Genomic DNA, 15,726 nt, shown 5'->3' with positions numbered 1-15,726 from the left:
CGTTGAACTGGAAAGTGCCAAGGCACCGGTCCCGGCGGCCAGACCGTGAAGCGCTTTGCGGCGGGTGAGATGTGCGGGCAGCTTACGCATGATTTCTCCGAGCAATGAGCGACGAGCGGGAGACGCATCGCAATCCGAGCTATTTAGCGAGGCACCCGTTCGACTTCGAAGCACATCGATCGACAGGTCATCGCAATGAACAGCTGTTGTTTTGTCAGAGAGTTCGGATAGCCTTTCCTGTCGACAGGCAGGGCGATTGTTAAAAGGGCGGTATCGCGGAATTTTTCGGCAGCTCTGTTCCTATCGCTCGGAAGGTAAAGGATCGGGAGGCCTCTGTAGAATAAGGCCAACTACGGGGCGGCATGGACCTTCCACGAGTCGAGAGGCAAACAGTGATCGAAGCGAAATCATTGAGAGATGCACTGGGTAATTTCGCTACCGGTGTGACCATCGTGACAACCAGCCACGACGGGCGAAATGTCGGGCTGACTGCGAACAGTTTCAATTCCGTGTCACTCGATCCGCCTCTTGTGCTGTGGAGCCTGGCGAAGAAGTCGTCAAACATCGAGGCGTTCACGAGTGTCGATGCCTTCGCAGTACATATTCTCGGGGCCGATCAGGAAGCGCTATCGAACCGGTTTGCCACTCCCGGGATCGACAAGTTCGAGGGAGTGGAGTTCGAAACGAGCGCAGGTGGGGTTCCTCTCCTGCAAGATTGTGCTGCGCGCTTCGAATGCCGGACGGCCTATCGATACGATGGCGGCGATCACATCATTTTTGTCGGCGAAGTCCTGGATCTCGAGCAGTCGGAGAAGGAACCTCTGTTGTTCCACCGCGGGAAATATGCGCGCAAGACGTTCCCCGGCGGCGGCGACGGCCAAAATCGCCGCGATCTCAACTATCTTATCGCGCGCGCCTATTTCATGCTCACCGATGATGTCCGGCTCGAGGCTAGCGGTCTTGGCCTGTCTCAGGTCGATCACTATGCGCTCTCGGTACTGATGCAGGGTGGCCCGGCTACTGTCGAGGAGGTCAACTCCATGCTGGACGCATCAGGCTGGCAATGGAGGGAAGACGATATTCAAAGGCTGGTGGCCGAAGGGTATATCGAGCTGTCAGAGGATGCGAGCATCGCTCTGACAAAAGCCGGTCGCGAGACAATGATCGGACTTTTCGCGAAGGCCAAGGCGATGGAGGCTGGCGCCCAGAAAGCGTTCTCTGCTGGGGAACTGGATCAGTTGCGATCGCTGCTGTCTCTGCTTCTCGACACGCTCGACCACCACGGAGATAACCGCTCGACCCAGCATCTTGAAGTGATGAATGCGCTGCAGACCGATCAGGACGACTAGTCGGACGACCGGCGTGTCAGCGTCACGGCGCTGGCTTCGATCCGAGTTCGTTTCCTGTCAGGTTGGACCTGACGCAGGGGCTCGGTCTGGCGGAGACTGGTAAGTGCTTCGCGCGTAAGAAGCTGGTAGTCCCCGTCACCATCGTTGCGCCATGAAACTTCCTCGCCCGCTAAGGTGCGGACAATACGCGCTGGAATACCCATAAGGACGCTGCGCTGGGGTACTTCCATGCCATGCGGAACGAACGACATGGCCGCCACCAGGCATTCGGGGGCGAGGATCGCTGCATCCAGAACGACCGAATTGATCCCGACGAGACAGTTCTCGCCAATCTCGCAGCCGTGAACTACGGCGCCGTGGGCGATAGTGGCGCCGCGCTTGATCACCGTGTCCCTTTCGGTGGACACATGGATCGTGGCATTATCCTGTATGCTGGCGTCCCGCTCGACGATGATCCGCCCGAAATCGGCCCGCAGGCTTGCACCGGGTCCGATATAGCAGCCCGGCCCCACAATCACATCGCCGATCAGCGATGCCAGCGGATGGAGGTAGCTGGCGGCATCCACCACCGGCCGCAGGCCCTGGAATTCGTAACACGGCATCGTGCAGCATCCTCTTGCGGTGGCGATCTGCTCTCGGGGTGAACTCGCGAGGAATTCGCAAGTGGGGAGGCCGATGTACCATCAATCGCTATCGATCTCTTGTTCTCCCACGATCGACAGACCATAGCCTTCAAGTGCTACGAGCTGGTCATGAGGATCATGTCCCTGACGCCTAGCTCAGCAGGGATCTGCACGCCATTGCCGTAATTGCGCTGTTCAGTGTTATCACCTGCCAGTGCCAGTGGGCAGGCCCACGTTAGTTCATCTTGCGCTCGTCCAGTCCGATTCCGCGACCGATGATTTCCAACATGATTTCGCTTGTGCCCGCGAAAATGCGGCTGATGCGCGCATCGGTGTACATGCGGCTGATACGGTATTCTTCCATATACCCCGCGCCGCCATGCAATTGCACGCAGATGTCCATGACGCGCCCTTCCAGCTCGCTGGTCAGAAGCTTTGCCGCCGAGGCATCTTCGGCAGTCAGCTTCTTGTCATTGAGCAACATGACGCATTGATCGACATAGGTCTGCGCCATGTCGAGTTCGGCGCGCATCTGGGCCATCTTGAACCGCGTATTCTGGAACGCCCCGATCGGCTTGCCGAAGGCCCGGCGTTCCTTCACATAATCGAGCGTGAGGTCGAACGCCGTCTGCGCGGTCGCCATGAAACCTATGGCCGCGATCAGCCTTTCCTGCGCCAGCATCCGGGCGAGATATTTGAAACCCTGCCCGGCCTCGCCGATCAGGTTTGCCTGCGGCACCTTCACATCGTTGAAGAACAGCTCTGCCGTGTCCTGGGACTTCAGCCCCATCTTGTCGAGCTTGCGGCCCCGTTCGAACCCTTCCATGCCACGCTCGACAAGGAACAGGCTGATGCCATGCGGCTTGTCGGGATCGGTGCGCGCCGCCACGACTATCAGATCGCCGAGGATGCCGTTGGAGATATAGGTCTTGGCCCCGTTCAATACCCAGTGATCGCCATTTTCGACCGCACGGGTCTTCATGCCGGCAAGATCGCTGCCGGTCGAAGGTTCGGTCATGGCTACCGCCAGGACCGTCTCGCCCGACACGATTCCGGGCATGAAGCGATCCCGCTGCTCATCATTGCAGAGCTTGTGGATGTACGGCGCAACAAGATCACTATGCAGGTTGATGTAGAACCCGATGTCGCCATAACGCATGTTCTCTTCGATGATGATCTGGTCGAAACGGAGATCCTCGATCCCCGCACCACCATATTTCTCATCCGCGAACACGCATAGCAGGCCCTGCTCGCCAGCCTTGAGATAGACTTCGCGGTCTACAATTCCGGCTTCGCGCCAGCGGTCAGCATGGGGCCCCACTTCCGTTTGCATGAACTTGCGAACGCTGTCGCGAAACTGCTCGTGCTCGGGTTCGAAGATAGTACGCTGCATCGGTGCTCAGCCTGTCTTGATCGGCGGGTAGAAGGCGGTGTTCGCGGCCGCCCGGTCCTGCAACCATTTCGAAGGAGCAAAACGGGCGCCGTAATTGTCCGCCAGCCTGCTGGCATCCTTCACGAATTCGGCAACCCCGATCGTGTCGATGTAGCTGAGCGTGCCGCCCGTCCAGACGGGGAAGCCCCAACCCAATATCGCACCCAGATCCGCATCCTGCGCGGTTTCGAGCACGCCTTCCTCAAGGCATTGCGCGGTTTCATTGGCCTGCGAGTAGAGGAAGCGCTTCTTCAGTTCCTCCTGATCAGGCTGATCGTCGGACACCGGGAATTCCGTGCCGAGACCTTCCCACAGATGTTTGCTGCCATCCTCGGCATATTCGTAGAAGCCGGCACCGGCCTTGCGGCTGCCGCGACCGAGTTCGAGCATCCGGTCGAGCACCTTGCCGCCACGCTCGATCGTATAGAGGTTCCCGTCCTTGCCTTCCGCATCCTTGAGGATCTTGAACGGCAGGTCGATCGTCACCTCGTCCAGCAGGGCGAGCGGGCCGATCGGGAAACCGGCAGCCTTCGCGGCATTCTCGATCCTTGCGGGCTCCACGCCGTCTTCCAGCATCGCAGCGCCTTCGAAGATGAACATGCGAAAGACCCGGCTGGTGTAGAAACCCTGCGCGTCATTGACGACGATCGGGGTCTTGCGGATCTGGGCGATGAAATCCAGCGACTTGGCCAGCGTCTCGTCCGACGTCTGCTCGCCCATGATGACTTCGACCAGTCCCATGCGATCGACAGGCGAAAAGAAATGCAGGCCGATATATTGGTCCGGCCGCTTGGAAGCCTTGGCAAGCTCCGAAATCGGCAGGGTGGAGGTATTGGTCGCAAAGACCGCGCTCTCCGGCAGGACGGCTTCGGCCTTTTGCGTGGTTTCGGCCTTGATGCCCATATCCTCGAACACCGCCTCGACCACAAGATCGCATCCGTCGAGCAGCGCGAAATCGTCGGTCGGCGTGATATGCGCAAGCGCGGCATCGGCCTTGTCCTGCGGCATCTTGCCGCGCTCGACAGCCTTGCCGAACACCTTTTCGCTATAGGCCTTGCCTTTGGCGGCGGTGGTCGTGTCTCGGTCAATCAATACCACGTCGATCCCCGCCTTGGCAGCGACGAGCGCAATGCCCGCACCCATCATGCCGGCGCCCAGCACACCCAGTTTCTTCACTTCCGACTTCGCCACCCCTTCGGGGCGACGCGCACCCTTTTCGGCAGCCTGCTTGGAAATGAAGGTTGTGCGGATGATGTTACGCGCGACCGGATCGGTCAGTAGATTTGCGAAGTACTTGCTTTCCACCGAAAGCGCCTTGCCCATCGGTAATTGCAACCCTTCGAACACACATGATAGAATCGCAGCGGGCGCCGGATAATGATAGCCATGCTTGCCAGCGACCTGCGCGACGCTGATCGAATAATCCATCGCGACTTCGGGCACAATCATGCCCCGCATCTCGGGAATGGCATAGCCTTTAACGTCCCAGATCCGCTCTGCGGGCGGATTGGTGGCCAGCCACTGGCGCGCCTTGTCGACCAGCTGGTCGATAGGTGCGATTTCGTCGACGAGGCCCAGTTCCAGCGCTTCCTTCGGCGCGACCGAACGGCCGGAAAGAAGCAGGTCGAGCCCCTTCTTGCGACCAATCAGGCGTGGCAGGCGCTGCGTGCCGCCCGATCCCGGCAAAAGACCCAGATTGACTTCTGGCAGCCCCACGACGGCACGCGGATCGTCCGACAGCACACGGTGGTGGCATGCCAGTGCCAGTTCGAACCCTCCGCCAAGCGCAAGGCCGTTCATGGCACAGGCGACCGGCTTGCCCATCGTTTCCAGCGCGCGGTGCATTGCCGTTGCCTTCTGGCTGAACGCAAAGGCATCCGTGGGCGTCATGGTTTCATAACCGGCCACCATCAGCTTGAGGTCGGCGCCCGCCATGAAGGCCTTCTTGCCCGATGTGATGATGACGCCGGTAACACTCTCGTCGTCCCGCAACTCTGCAATTGCGGCATTCATATCTTCAAGCCATTCGCCCGAAACGACATTCATGCTCTCATCAGCATTGTCGAGTGTTAGAATGGCGACGCCGTCGGCGCCCTTGTCCAGCTTGATGTGTCGCATGGTTTTGCTCTTTGCGCTTTCGCTCATCGGGTCACACCCGTTCGATAATGGTGGCGGTGCCGAGGCCGTTGCCGGCGCACAGCAGGGTCATGGCGGTATTGAGGTCGCGGCGTTCCAGTTCGTCGAGAACGGTGCCCAAGATCATGGCGCCCGTCGCGCCAAGCGGATGGCCAAGGGCAATTGCGCCGCCTGCCACATTGGTGATGTCGTGATCGACGCCCAGATGGTCCATGAAGCGCAAGACAACGCTGGCGAACGCCTCGTTCAATTCGTAGAGGTCGATGTCGCCCTTCTCCATGCCCACGTTCTTCAGCGCCTTGCGTGCGACATCTGCGGGCGCGGTCAGCATGATGGTCGGATCAGACCCTATCGAGGCCCAGCCCTTGATACGGGCGCGCGGCTTGAGGCCGGCGGCTTTACCGAACTCGGCATCGCCCAGCATCACGATGCCCGAACCGTCGACGATGCCGCTGGAATTGCCGCCGGTATGGACGTGATTGATTTCCTCGATCTCGGGATAGCGTTCCTTGGCGACGCGGCCGAAGCCCATCTTGGCAAAGGGCGGGAAGGCAGCCTTCAGGCCCGCGAGCGATTCCATGGTTGTTGCCGGCCGCCGGTATTCGTCATTGTCCAGGATGACTTCGCCCATCACGTCCTTCACTGGCACGATCGAGCGGTCAAAATTGCGTTCGTCCCATGACTTTGCAGCGCGGCGCTGGCTTTCAACCGCATATTGGTCGACAGCTTCGCGGCTGTATCCTTCGAGGGTAGCAATCATGTCTGCGCCAAGGCCTTGCGGCGCATAGTAATTTTGCAGGGCGACGGCGGGATCCGCGACCCACGCCCCGCTGTCATAGCCCATGATCACGCGGCTCATGCTTTCGACGCCGCCGCCGATGCCTGCGCTGGCCATCCCGCTGGCGACCTGCGCAGCGACATTATTCACGGCCTCGAGCCCAGAGGCGCAAAAGCGGTGCAATTGCTGACCGGCAACGCTGTGGGCATAGCCCGCGTTCACCACTGCCCCGCGAGCAAGCACTCCGCCCTGCTCGCCCACGGGCTGAGCACACCCGATCACCACATCGTCCAGAAGAGCCGTTTCGAGGCCATTGCGATCGCGGATTTCCTGCAACAACTGGGTGACCAGTTCGATGGCGGGAATTTCATGCAGCGAGCCATCCGCCCGTCCGCGTCCGCGCGGTGTCCGAACGTGGTCATAGATAAATACATCACGCATTGGAGCGATTCTCCCGAAGTCGACCGTGAACGAACCTCTGTCCGTTCTTTTGGTGACCCCCATCCGGGCCGCAGGCCATCTCATCACCTACCCTGCGATAGGATATCTCTATCCAAAACACGGGCTTTCGGTGGTGTATGGGGAATCAAAAGGTCGAAATGAACCGCAGGGTCATACTCGTATCGAGACCGGCCGGCATAGCGCAGGCCGCCAATTTTGCGATGGACCGGATTGCGGTTCCGCCTTTGGGCGAAGGTCAACTTCGTATCGCCAATCGCTTCTTGTCGGTTGACCCTGCGATGCGTGGCTGGATCGCAGATGCCGGTAATTATTCGGATCCCGTGCCCGTCGGCGGCGTAATGCGTTCGCTGGCGGTGGGCGAAATCACGGAAAGTCGCCATCCCGACTGGCGCGAGGGTCAGATCGTCCTCGGCTGGTTCGGCTGGCAGGAAATCGCAACAGTCGGGTCGGATGCAATCGTGCGCGCGGTTTCACAGCCGGATCTTTCCCCTTCCCTTGCGCTTGGCGTACTGGGCATCAACGGCATCACGGCCTTTCTTGCCCTGACGATGGTGGGCGAACCGAAAGCGGGCGATACGCTGGTCGTTTCGACAGCGGCCGGCTCAGTAGGGTCAGCCGTCGGGCAGATCGGCCGCATGCTGGGGTGCCGCACCGTGGGCATTGCAGGCGGACCAGCCAAGGTCAGCCAGTGCATCGTAGATTTCGGCTTCGACGCGGCAATCGATTACAAGGCCGCAGGACTGGACGAGGCACTGGCGAAGGCGTGTCCGGATGGCGTCGACATATATTTCGACAATACGTCGGGTGCGATCAGCGATGCGGTCTTGCCGCATCTGGCATTGCATGCGCGGGTGGTGAATTGCGGTACCGCCGCCATAGATCGCTGGAGCCCGTGGCCAACCGGGCCGCGCGTGGAGCGGCATCTCCTTGTGAAACGCGCTCGAATGCAGGGATTTGTTGTGTTCGATCACTTCGACCGCTGGGAAAACTCCGTGGCGAAGCTGGCGCAATGGGTGCGCCAGGGCAAGCTGCGCTACTGCGAAGATCTGCTGGACGGGATTGAGATGTGTCCGGATGCCCTTGCCGGGCTCTACCGCGGCGAGAACGCGGGAAAGCGCGTCATCCGGCTGTAGTCCATGCATCGACGATGTCTTCGACAGTAGCCGACCGGCTGGGCGTCACCTGCCCGGGCGTCGCCGAGAAGCGCGGCGCTGGTGCGGCCTGCATCACCCCATTATGATCGATGAACACGCTGCGTTCGGCGTTGACCGGGTGCCGGGTGGCTTCGCTAAGGGAGAGGACCGGTGAAACGCAGGCGTCGGTGCCCGCAAATCGCTGCTCCCAATCGTCGCGGGATGCCGATGCGAAGATCCGCTTGAACTCTGCCTGCATGGCGGGCCACTGCGACCGGTCATTCTGGTCATACCGGTCCTGCGGCACATTCAGCCCATCCAGCAGCGCAGCGAAGAATTGCGGCTCCAACGCGCCAACCGCGACCGATCCGCCACAATGGCACAGGTAGCATTGATAGAACGGCGCACCCCCGTCGAGGAGGTTGGATTCGGGTTCGTCCTGCCAAAGCCCGTTGGCCACGAATGCATGATAAAGGCCCAGCAGGTTTGCCACGCCATCGACCATGGCTGCATCGACGACCTGGCCCCTACCGGTCTGGCGCGCAGACAGGACTGCGGAAACGATCCCCAGCGCCATAAACATTGTGCCGCCAGCATAATCACCCACAAGGTTGAGCGGTACGGTCGGCGGCTCGCCCTTCTTCCCGATGGCATGCAAGGCACCGGTCATCGCGATATAGTTGATGTCATGGCCTGCGGTTTTGCTAAGGTCACCTTCCTGCCCCCAGCCCGTCATGCGCGCAAAGACAAGACTTGGATTGCGTGCGAGACATTCGGGGGGGCCCAGACCCAACCGTTCCATCACGCCGGGACGCGCGCCTTCAATAAGCGCATCAGCATGATCGGCCAGTTCCAGAAGCGCCTGTTTCCCCTTATCGGATTTCAGGTCGAGCTGCACTTCAGTGCGACCGCGCAGGACCACCGCATCACCGATATCGCCCCACGCCGAATGCCCTCCCGGCCGGGTGACGCGCACGACTTCGGCGCCGAGGCCCGAGAGGATCATCCCGCACAGCGGCACAGGTCCGATCGCGTCCATTTCGACTATTCGAATACCGGCTAGCGGTCCGTGCGGCATTGGGGGCCCTCGTATTCCTAGGTGAGGTGATCGGCGCATGGGCAGCGCGCAATCCCGTCAGGTGTTGGTTGCCTCCGGCCCTAACCTCGAGCCGATTCACGACCCCTGCCCTTCGATAGGGCGCGCCAACTTACGATCGAAACCTTTTACCCCGGGCGAAGCTCGCAACTGATCATAGACCTATCGTCCGAAAGGGGAAGCCGTTCGCATTGGGCAGATAGGGCATTTTCTCCACCCAAGATCGTCGTATCGCCGATACAGATTTCACCTGACACCTGGCGCTAGACCAAGCGTAAATCTGCTAGGCGGATTACGCCGCGACCGCATTGCCATATTGAAGAGGCCCTAGCCGCATGACCGCTCCGCTCGATACCGAAAAGCTGCTTTCCTATGCCATCCCGGAAACGCATGATGACTATGATCCTCGCGACGCGATCATCTACGCTCTGGGCGTGGGAGCTGGTCTGACAAGCGAAATTGACGAGACGAGCCTGGTATTTGAGCGCAATCTGCAGGTTTTACCGACAATGGCTCTGGTACTCGGTACGCCCGGCTTCTGGGCGATGGACCCGGCCACGGGGCTGGACTGGCTGTCGATCCTGCACGGGGAACAGCGCCTGAAGATTCATGTGCCGCTGGAATCGGCTGGCACGTTGATCGGGACCACCAAGGTGACGGATGTCGCCGACAAGGGACCCGGCAAGCCCGCACTGATCCGGGCAAAGAAGGAGGTTCGCACCCTAAGCGGGCTTCTTGTCGCAGAAACGTCCGAGATATGGTTCATTCAGGGTGCCGGAGGCTTTGGCGGAGAGCGCAGCCTGCCTGCGGAGCCCCAGTTCCCGATACCCGACCGAGATCCCGACCTTGCAGTCGTACTGCCGACCAGCCTGGCGCAAGCGGCGATTTATCGCCTGTCGGGAGACAGGAATCCGCTGCATATCGATCCGGAAGCAGCCGCGTCGGTCGGTTTCGACCGGCCAATCCTGCACGGGCTGGGCACGATGGGACTCGTCTCGCGCGCGCTGATCCATGGCGCGTGTGGCGGGGTGGCGGCTAGTTTGCGCGAAATGAACGTGCGCTTCACCGCGCCGGTCTATCCCGGCGACGACATCCACACCCATATCTGGCAGGATGGCGACACACTGCATTTCCGCGCTTTCCGCAACGGAACGCAGGAGCGCGTGATCGACAACGGGTTCGCGCGGATCGTCCACGCCGCTGCGTGACGCGATCCGTCACTTACGGCATCGGATGATTACGCGTCGCGGCGGTCTGTCGCCGCGCGCGGTCCGGCGGTAATGCGTACCAGCAGGATGGCGCAGATCGATACCGCCGAACCGATCGATATGATCAGCGATACCGCCTCGACATCGAGACCGCGGGCAAACAATATTCCGGCAAGGGCGGGCCCCATGGCCGCCCCTGCCCTGCCAAAGCCGATTCCGAAACCGGTGCCGGTTGCCCGCACATGCGGCGGAAAGGCCATCGCCAGCAAGGCATAGAAGCCGACCGCCGCTGCGTTCGAAAAAAACGCGGTGACGCCCGCGATCCAGCCCAGCATGGCGATATCCTCGGGCGCTTGTCCGAATATGTTGAGCATGACAAAGGCGCCGGCAAGGGCGATCACCGTTGCCTTCTTGATCCCGATCCTGAGCGCCACCACCCCCAGCAGGCCGCCGCCGATCGCGCCGCCCAGCATGGCCTTGGTCAGCACGCCGCCACCCGCGCTGGCATCGAAACCCATGTCCACCACCAGCTTGGGTATCCATTTCACGAAATAATAATAGGCCGTGACATGGGTCAGATAGGCGAGCGTCAGCAGCAAGGTGCGCGACAGCAACGGCGGCCTTAGAATATCGGCAATCGACGACCTTCTTGGGCCAGCGGACGGTTCGGGCAGTTCGGTCGCTTCGGGCAGGCGAAAGCGCCGAAGGATCGTGTTGATCCGTTGCAGGGCATTGGCGGGGCGGCGATCGACCAGCCAGTCGGGTGTTTCCGGGATCAGGAAGAAAGACAGCGGTATGGCCGCGATGGTCAGCCCTGCCCCCAGATAGAACACGCCGCGCCAGTCACCGGCATCAAGAACATTTGCCGCCATCATCCCGCCAAGGAATGCCCCAAGCGGATAGCCTGTCACCATCAGCGGCAGGACAAGGCTGCGATAGCGGGCGTTGGAAAATTCGGCGACCGTGGCATTCAGGGCAGCCAGCATGCCACCGATGCCCAGACCGGTCAGCAGGCGCCACAGCGACAATTGCGCAACGCCCGTTGCGGTGGGGACCAGAAGCATGCCCGCCCCCATCACCGTCAGGCAGCCCAATATCGTGGGACGCCGTCCGAATCTGTCGGCCATGCCGCCAAGCAGGATCGATCCCACCGCCATGCCGATAAGTTCCATCGACAGAACCCAGCCCAGCACATCCTGCGGAACCTGCCACTCCTCGGCGATACCCGGTGCCGCAAAGCTGATCGACATGACGTCGAAGCCGTCGAGCGCGTTCAGCAATATCGTCATGCCCAGCGCGGCGATCTGCCAGCCGCCCAGCCTGCCCTCGTCCACTATCTCGCGCGGCGTTTTCGCCATCATCTTCTCCCCAAAGACACCGGCAAATACTTCATCGATCCCGTTCGGGGTTTCAGCTTGCGCGGATCTTGACCTCTCCCGGATGGTACACGACCTTCGCCGCGCCGCTAAATTTACTCTTTCTGGTCGACGGGGGTCATATTGCTCATGAAGGCATAGAAATCCGGTCCAAGTTCCGGCAGGTCCATCCCAAGGCGTTCGGCGAGATACAGCGTCATGAAGTTGGCATTCAACGATTTGTTGGTTGACGGGATATTGCCCATCGCGACCTGCCTGTCGAACGCCCCTACCACGACCAGCGCCATGCGCAGGGCCACCACGACATCGTAATACTCCAGGTGGTCCGCCTTGCGTCCGTTGGCCGCCTCCCAGATCGCCACGGTTTCATCCCGCGTGGGAAGCCCTTCCAGCCGTTCGACGCCAAAGCGGCGGCTGAACAGATCGTCGAAATACAGCCACCACGCAAGGTCCAGCTCCGCAGGCCCAAGCGCTGCCAGCTCCCAGTCGATCAAGGCGTTGACGCGGCCGTCCTGCGCAAACATCACATTCGATGGCGTGCTGTCGCCCCACAGCACGTTCACGGGCGTATCCGTCGGCTGATGCTTGCGGATATAGTCCATTGCGGCATCGACATAGGGCATATCGCGGTTCTTGCGGCATGCGTTGTACCAGGCCTCGATATAGCCGAGATACTGGTCCAGCCCCGGCGCGCCCCAATCGGGACGGGCCATGAAGCCAAAGCCATTTTCCTGCCAGTCGATCTGCGCCATTCCCGCATAGGCTTCGACCGCATTGCGCCATGTCGCGGCGCGCTGGTCGGGCGACATATCGTACAGCCAGCCCGCCTTGTTATAGTTGGGATTCTGGGTCGCTGCGTGGCCGTCCACCCGTCCCATGACGATAAAGGGCATTTCCAGCACTGCGGGGTCCAGTTCCATCCCGATCCATTCCGGAACCGGGATCGACCCCAATGCGTCGAGGGCCGCGATCATCTGCCCCTGCAACTCCAGACTGGAACCGAACACGACCTCGTGATCCTGGGGCTGACGGCGAACCACCAGGGTCTTCGATTGCGGCCCGTTCGGGCTGGTGTATTCGACATCGACAAAGAAGATCTGGGCGGAAAAACCCGATCCGGTGGTCACTTCCAGCGGTTCGATCCGCACGTCGCGCCAGCCATCGACATTGGCCTCAAGCCAGTCTCGCAGCCGCTCCCGAACCTGCGACGGCGTCATCACAGGCCCTTCCCGGCAAGTGCGCGTTTCAATTCACTGGCAAGGGGGCCCATGTCTTTCGGCGCAGCGCCATGCAAAAGGATCTCGTCCGCCCCGGCATCCAGATATTGCATCAACTGGTCGGCGCAGCGCGACGCGGTGCCGACGGCGGCGCCCTCGTCGATCCATTGCTGCGGCAGCAATTGGCCCACATCGACCAGTTCCTGCCTTGTATAGGCCTGATCGGCCGGCTTGCCGTTCAGGGACGCGATCTTGGGATGGGCACGCACCTTGTCGAGCACCGCCTTGTCCCACTCGTTGATCTCGACGATCAGATCGCCAAATCCGGGCAATTCGAAATATGTAATGGCCCGCCCGCGGACCACTGCGTCCTCCTCGTCCTTCGGCAGGTCGGGAGCTACGATGATATTGTGGTAGATGCGCACGGACATGGGGTCGCGGCCGGCCTTTTCGGCGGCATCGCGCACGATCTTTGTGCTGTTCGCCACACCGGTTGGCGAAACGAACGGGTGCAGCAACACGCCGTCACAATGCTCGCCCGCAAAAGCAAGGCTTTTCGGTCCCATGGCGGTAAAGATGATCGGCGGCTTTGGTCCTTTATGCAGGTCCGTAAGCTTGAGAGTGGGGAACTTGCCGAGGATCCCTTCGTAGGAAACCGTCTCGCCATCCCACAAGCGTCGATAGATGGAGATATAATCGGCAAGCCGCTCCATCGTGATCGCGGGCGCGCCCATCATCTTCATATAGGCCGGCACGGCCCGGGCGAACATGATGCCAAAGCGGTTGTCGCTCATCGCCTGCATCATGTTGGCGATGCTGGCCGTGACCAGCGGATGCCGCATCGTGGCATAGAATGTGCCGTTGATCCGGATCTTGTCCGTCGCTTCCGCCACGGCGCCCGCAAGGACGGCCGGTTCCTTCAGAGCGAAGCGTTCGGAAATCCAGATGGCGCCAAGGCCAATCCGCTCTGCCTCTTGGGCCTCCTCGATACCGCGACGAGGATCGTCGACGCGTCCGGGGAGGATATAGGTTCCGAACTTATCGAACAGGGCCCGCGCACCTGGTTCCGTCATTTTCACTCTCCAATCAAAAATTTGCGCCAAGCTTTCACTGACAATGTCGAGGGACAACCTCTCCAAAGGCAGGCAGACCGTATTCAATCCGGTGACAGGGTGCAGCATTGGGAGATTTTCATGGACACCATATCAGAACCCTTGGCCCGGCTTGTCGCTTTTGAAGCGATCAAGAATGTGAAAGCGCGCTATTGCCGCTTTCTCGATACCAAGGACTGGCCGGCATTTGCGGCGCTGTTCACAGCCGACGCGATGATGGACGTTCACGAGGACACCGGGCGGGAGCCCGTGTTCGGCGTGGATGCCATCGTTGCGCAAGTCCGCTTTGCCGTCGATCACGCCGCCACCAGCCACCAGGTTCATTCGCCGGAGATCGACCTAGCCGGCGGGGACACCGCCCATGTGAAATGGGCGATGCAGGACCGGGTCGTCTGGCAACCGGGCCAGTCGCCTATCGAAGGCGTGCAATCGATTACCGGTTATGGCCAGTACCACGAAGTCTACCGGCGGGTGGACGGCGAATGGAAAATCACTTCGCTTCGCCTGTCGCGTTTTCATGTAGACATGCATGGGGCATGAAAATTCACCCCGGCGCCCAGAGCCGGACTAGACCTCCCAGGCCAGTTCCAGTTTCGGCACATGGGTGATGTTGCCGGCATGATATTTGATGTCGAACCCATCAGCGACGCGGAAGGGCGGCACCAGTTTCAACCAGTGTTCAAGCGCGGTCTGCAACTCCATGCGGGCAAGATGCATGCCGAGGCATTTGTGGATGCCGAAACCCAGCGAGATATGCGGCGCCTTGCGGTCGAACCGCACTTCCTGCGGATTCTCGTAATAGTCCGGATCATACCCGGCGACCGCGGTCGAGATACCCACGTAATCGCCGGGCATGATTTTCTGCCCCCGGATTTCGACCTCCTTGGCTGCGATACGAAACACGCTGACCGGGGCGAATGCGCGCAGGAATTCCTCGACCGCCAGAACGATCTGTTTGGGATTATCGCGTAATTCCTGCTGTTTATCGGGATATCTTGCCAGAAAGGTGAAGATGTTGCCCATCAGCGACGTCACGGTGTCGAGCCCGCCGATGAAAAGGTTGAAGCAGTGGCCGAAAACTTCCTTGTCGTTCCATTTGCGGCCATTGATCTCATAATCGAAAATGCCGCTGATGTAGTCATCACCCGGGTTGGCCCGACGCTCGGCAATCACCTCGTTCAAATAATCGACGACCTTCTGGACCGCGCGTGTCCGCAGTTCGAAGTCGTTGGTATGGAAGATGTTTTTCTCCCACTCCAGGAATTCGGGCATTCTGTCCTGCGGCAAACCGAGCAGGTCGAGGACGATGAAAATGGGGAATTTCGCCGAGAACTCCTCGACGAATTCGCAATGTCCCTGGTCTTTGAAATTGTCGATCAAGGCGACCGCACGCTCGTGAAGTTCGTCGCGCATCCGTGCGATCTTCTGGGGCGCGAAGAACGGGTTCAACGCCTTGCGATACTCACCATGCTCGGGCAGGTCGGTCTCGGTGGGGATGACCAGCCAGTCTTCGCCGATCGACTGGGCGAACTTGCCCATGCCATTCTTGGTATAATTGTCCGCGTCGCGAAGGACTTCGTGCATATCCTCCACCTTTGTCAGCAGCCATCCGCCCTGATCGCCGGGAAAGATATTCGTACACCAGGTGACAGGCGGAAGCGTCCGCTGAATTTCTGGCAGCATGACCTCCTGCGGGCAAACATCGACATTCTCACGCTTGAAGAAGTCGAGCGTGACCACCTTGTCGGCAGGAACATGCGCCGGGATTTCACGAGTCGGGGCGGAAGCCATTGTCATTCTCCGT

General features: G+C 60.4%; 13 protein-coding genes. 4 read left to right on the top strand and 9 right to left on the bottom strand.

Annotated features, from left to right (window positions below; translation table 11 throughout):
* Positions 1–392 precede the first annotated feature (392 nt).
* Complete coding sequence (locus tag LOZ77_RS02350; protein WP_230280614.1) at positions 393–1,349, top strand: flavin reductase family protein; 957 nt, start codon at positions 393–395, stop codon at positions 1,347–1,349.
* On the opposite strand, the gene LOZ77_RS02345 is transcribed toward LOZ77_RS02350, so the two are convergent.
* From LOZ77_RS02345 to LOZ77_RS02330, 4 genes are all read right to left on the bottom strand, one after another.
* Positions 1,346–1,951 carry a gamma carbonic anhydrase family protein gene (locus LOZ77_RS02345; RefSeq protein ID WP_230280613.1) on the bottom strand — a complete coding sequence of 202 codons (606 nt, stop codon included), beginning with the start codon at positions 1,949–1,951 and terminating at the stop codon, positions 1,346–1,348. The two genes, LOZ77_RS02350 and LOZ77_RS02345, sit on opposite strands and share 4 nt — an antisense overlap.
* A 256-nt stretch (positions 1,952–2,207) precedes the next feature.
* Positions 2,208–3,365: an acyl-CoA dehydrogenase family protein gene (locus tag LOZ77_RS02340; protein WP_230280612.1), complete on the bottom strand. Its 1,158-nt coding sequence runs from the start codon at positions 3,363–3,365 to the stop codon at positions 2,208–2,210.
* Between the two features lie 6 nt (positions 3,366–3,371).
* Complete coding sequence (locus tag LOZ77_RS02335) at positions 3,372–5,549, bottom strand: 3-hydroxyacyl-CoA dehydrogenase NAD-binding domain-containing protein (RefSeq protein ID WP_230280611.1); 2,178 nt, start codon at positions 5,547–5,549, stop codon at positions 3,372–3,374.
* 4 nt (positions 5,550–5,553) lie between these two features.
* Entirely contained in the window at positions 5,554–6,759 is a 1,206-nt protein-coding gene (locus LOZ77_RS02330; RefSeq protein WP_230280610.1) for an acetyl-CoA C-acetyltransferase, read from the bottom strand.
* Between the two features lie 158 nt (positions 6,760–6,917).
* On the opposite strand from LOZ77_RS02330, the gene LOZ77_RS02325 reads away from it, so the two are divergent.
* Positions 6,918–7,913: an NADP-dependent oxidoreductase gene (locus LOZ77_RS02325; RefSeq protein ID WP_230280609.1), complete on the top strand. Its 996-nt coding sequence runs from the start codon at positions 6,918–6,920 to the stop codon at positions 7,911–7,913.
* Here the strand turns inward: LOZ77_RS02325 and LOZ77_RS02320 are convergent.
* Positions 7,900–8,991, bottom strand: coding sequence for a CaiB/BaiF CoA-transferase family protein (locus LOZ77_RS02320; RefSeq protein WP_255671158.1), 1,092 nt, complete (start codon positions 8,989–8,991; stop codon positions 7,900–7,902). The genes LOZ77_RS02325 and LOZ77_RS02320 overlap by 14 nt on opposite strands.
* A 353-nt stretch (positions 8,992–9,344) precedes the next feature.
* Between LOZ77_RS02320 and LOZ77_RS02315 the strand changes: the two genes are divergently transcribed.
* Positions 9,345–10,217: a MaoC/PaaZ C-terminal domain-containing protein gene (locus LOZ77_RS02315; RefSeq protein WP_230280607.1), complete on the top strand. Its 873-nt coding sequence runs from the start codon at positions 9,345–9,347 to the stop codon at positions 10,215–10,217.
* A 29-nt stretch (positions 10,218–10,246) separates the two neighbouring features.
* Here LOZ77_RS02315 and LOZ77_RS02310 read toward each other — a convergent pair whose 3' ends face one another.
* From LOZ77_RS02310 to LOZ77_RS02300, 3 genes are all read right to left on the bottom strand, one after another.
* A complete protein-coding gene (locus LOZ77_RS02310; protein WP_230280606.1) occupies positions 10,247–11,578 on the bottom strand; it encodes an MFS transporter in 1,332 nt (443 codons plus the stop codon).
* Between the two features lie 110 nt (positions 11,579–11,688).
* Entirely contained in the window at positions 11,689–12,810 is a 1,122-nt protein-coding gene (locus LOZ77_RS02305; protein WP_230280605.1) for a phosphotransferase family protein, read from the bottom strand.
* On the bottom strand, positions 12,810–13,883 hold the full coding sequence (locus tag LOZ77_RS02300) for a TIGR03857 family LLM class F420-dependent oxidoreductase (RefSeq protein ID WP_230280604.1): 1,074 nt from the start codon (positions 13,881–13,883) through the stop codon (positions 12,810–12,812). Before LOZ77_RS02300 ends, LOZ77_RS02305 begins: the two co-directional genes overlap by 1 nt.
* Positions 13,884–14,003: 120 nt before the next feature.
* On the opposite strand from LOZ77_RS02300, the gene LOZ77_RS02295 reads away from it, so the two are divergent.
* Positions 14,004–14,462, top strand: coding sequence for a nuclear transport factor 2 family protein (locus LOZ77_RS02295; RefSeq protein ID WP_230280603.1), 459 nt, complete (start codon positions 14,004–14,006; stop codon positions 14,460–14,462).
* Positions 14,463–14,489: 27 nt separating this feature from the next.
* Here LOZ77_RS02295 and LOZ77_RS02290 read toward each other — a convergent pair whose 3' ends face one another.
* Positions 14,490–15,713 carry a cytochrome P450 gene (locus LOZ77_RS02290; protein WP_230280602.1) on the bottom strand — a complete coding sequence of 408 codons (1,224 nt, stop codon included), beginning with the start codon at positions 15,711–15,713 and terminating at the stop codon, positions 14,490–14,492.
* Positions 15,714–15,726: the final 13 nt, after the last annotated feature.

It is taken from the genome of Croceicoccus sp. Ery15, assembly GCF_020985305.1.
Taxonomy (GTDB): domain Bacteria; phylum Pseudomonadota; class Alphaproteobacteria; order Sphingomonadales; family Sphingomonadaceae; genus Croceicoccus.
Note: the sequence above shows the minus strand (reverse complement) of the source record. Positions and strands in the feature narration are given on the sequence as shown.

Excerpts from the sequence above, each read along its gene's own strand:
- LOZ77_RS02345 (WP_230280613.1), bottom strand. The coding sequence starts at position 1,951 with ATGCCGTGTTACGAATTCCAGGGCCTGCGGCCGGTGGTGGATGCCGCC.
- LOZ77_RS02340 (WP_230280612.1), bottom strand. The coding sequence starts at position 3,365 with ATGCAGCGTACTATCTTCGAACCCGAGCACGAGCAGTTTCGCGACAGC.
- LOZ77_RS02335 (WP_230280611.1), bottom strand. The coding sequence starts at position 5,549 with ATGAGCGAAAGCGCAAAGAGCAAAACCATGCGACACATCAAGCTGGAC.
- LOZ77_RS02330 (WP_230280610.1), bottom strand. The coding sequence starts at position 6,759 with ATGCGTGATGTATTTATCTATGACCACGTTCGGACACCGCGCGGACGC.
- LOZ77_RS02325 (WP_230280609.1), top strand. The coding sequence starts at position 6,918 with ATGAACCGCAGGGTCATACTCGTATCGAGACCGGCCGGCATAGCGCAG.
- LOZ77_RS02320 (WP_255671158.1), bottom strand. The coding sequence starts at position 8,991 with ATGCCGCACGGACCGCTAGCCGGTATTCGAATAGTCGAAATGGACGCG.
- LOZ77_RS02315 (WP_230280607.1), top strand. The coding sequence starts at position 9,345 with ATGACCGCTCCGCTCGATACCGAAAAGCTGCTTTCCTATGCCATCCCG.
- LOZ77_RS02310 (WP_230280606.1), bottom strand. The coding sequence starts at position 11,578 with ATGATGGCGAAAACGCCGCGCGAGATAGTGGACGAGGGCAGGCTGGGC.
- LOZ77_RS02305 (WP_230280605.1), bottom strand. The coding sequence starts at position 12,810 with ATGACGCCGTCGCAGGTTCGGGAGCGGCTGCGAGACTGGCTTGAGGCC.
- LOZ77_RS02300 (WP_230280604.1), bottom strand. The coding sequence starts at position 13,883 with ATGACGGAACCAGGTGCGCGGGCCCTGTTCGATAAGTTCGGAACCTAT.
- LOZ77_RS02295 (WP_230280603.1), top strand. The coding sequence starts at position 14,004 with ATGGACACCATATCAGAACCCTTGGCCCGGCTTGTCGCTTTTGAAGCG.
- LOZ77_RS02290 (WP_230280602.1), bottom strand. The coding sequence starts at position 15,713 with ATGGCTTCCGCCCCGACTCGTGAAATCCCGGCGCATGTTCCTGCCGAC.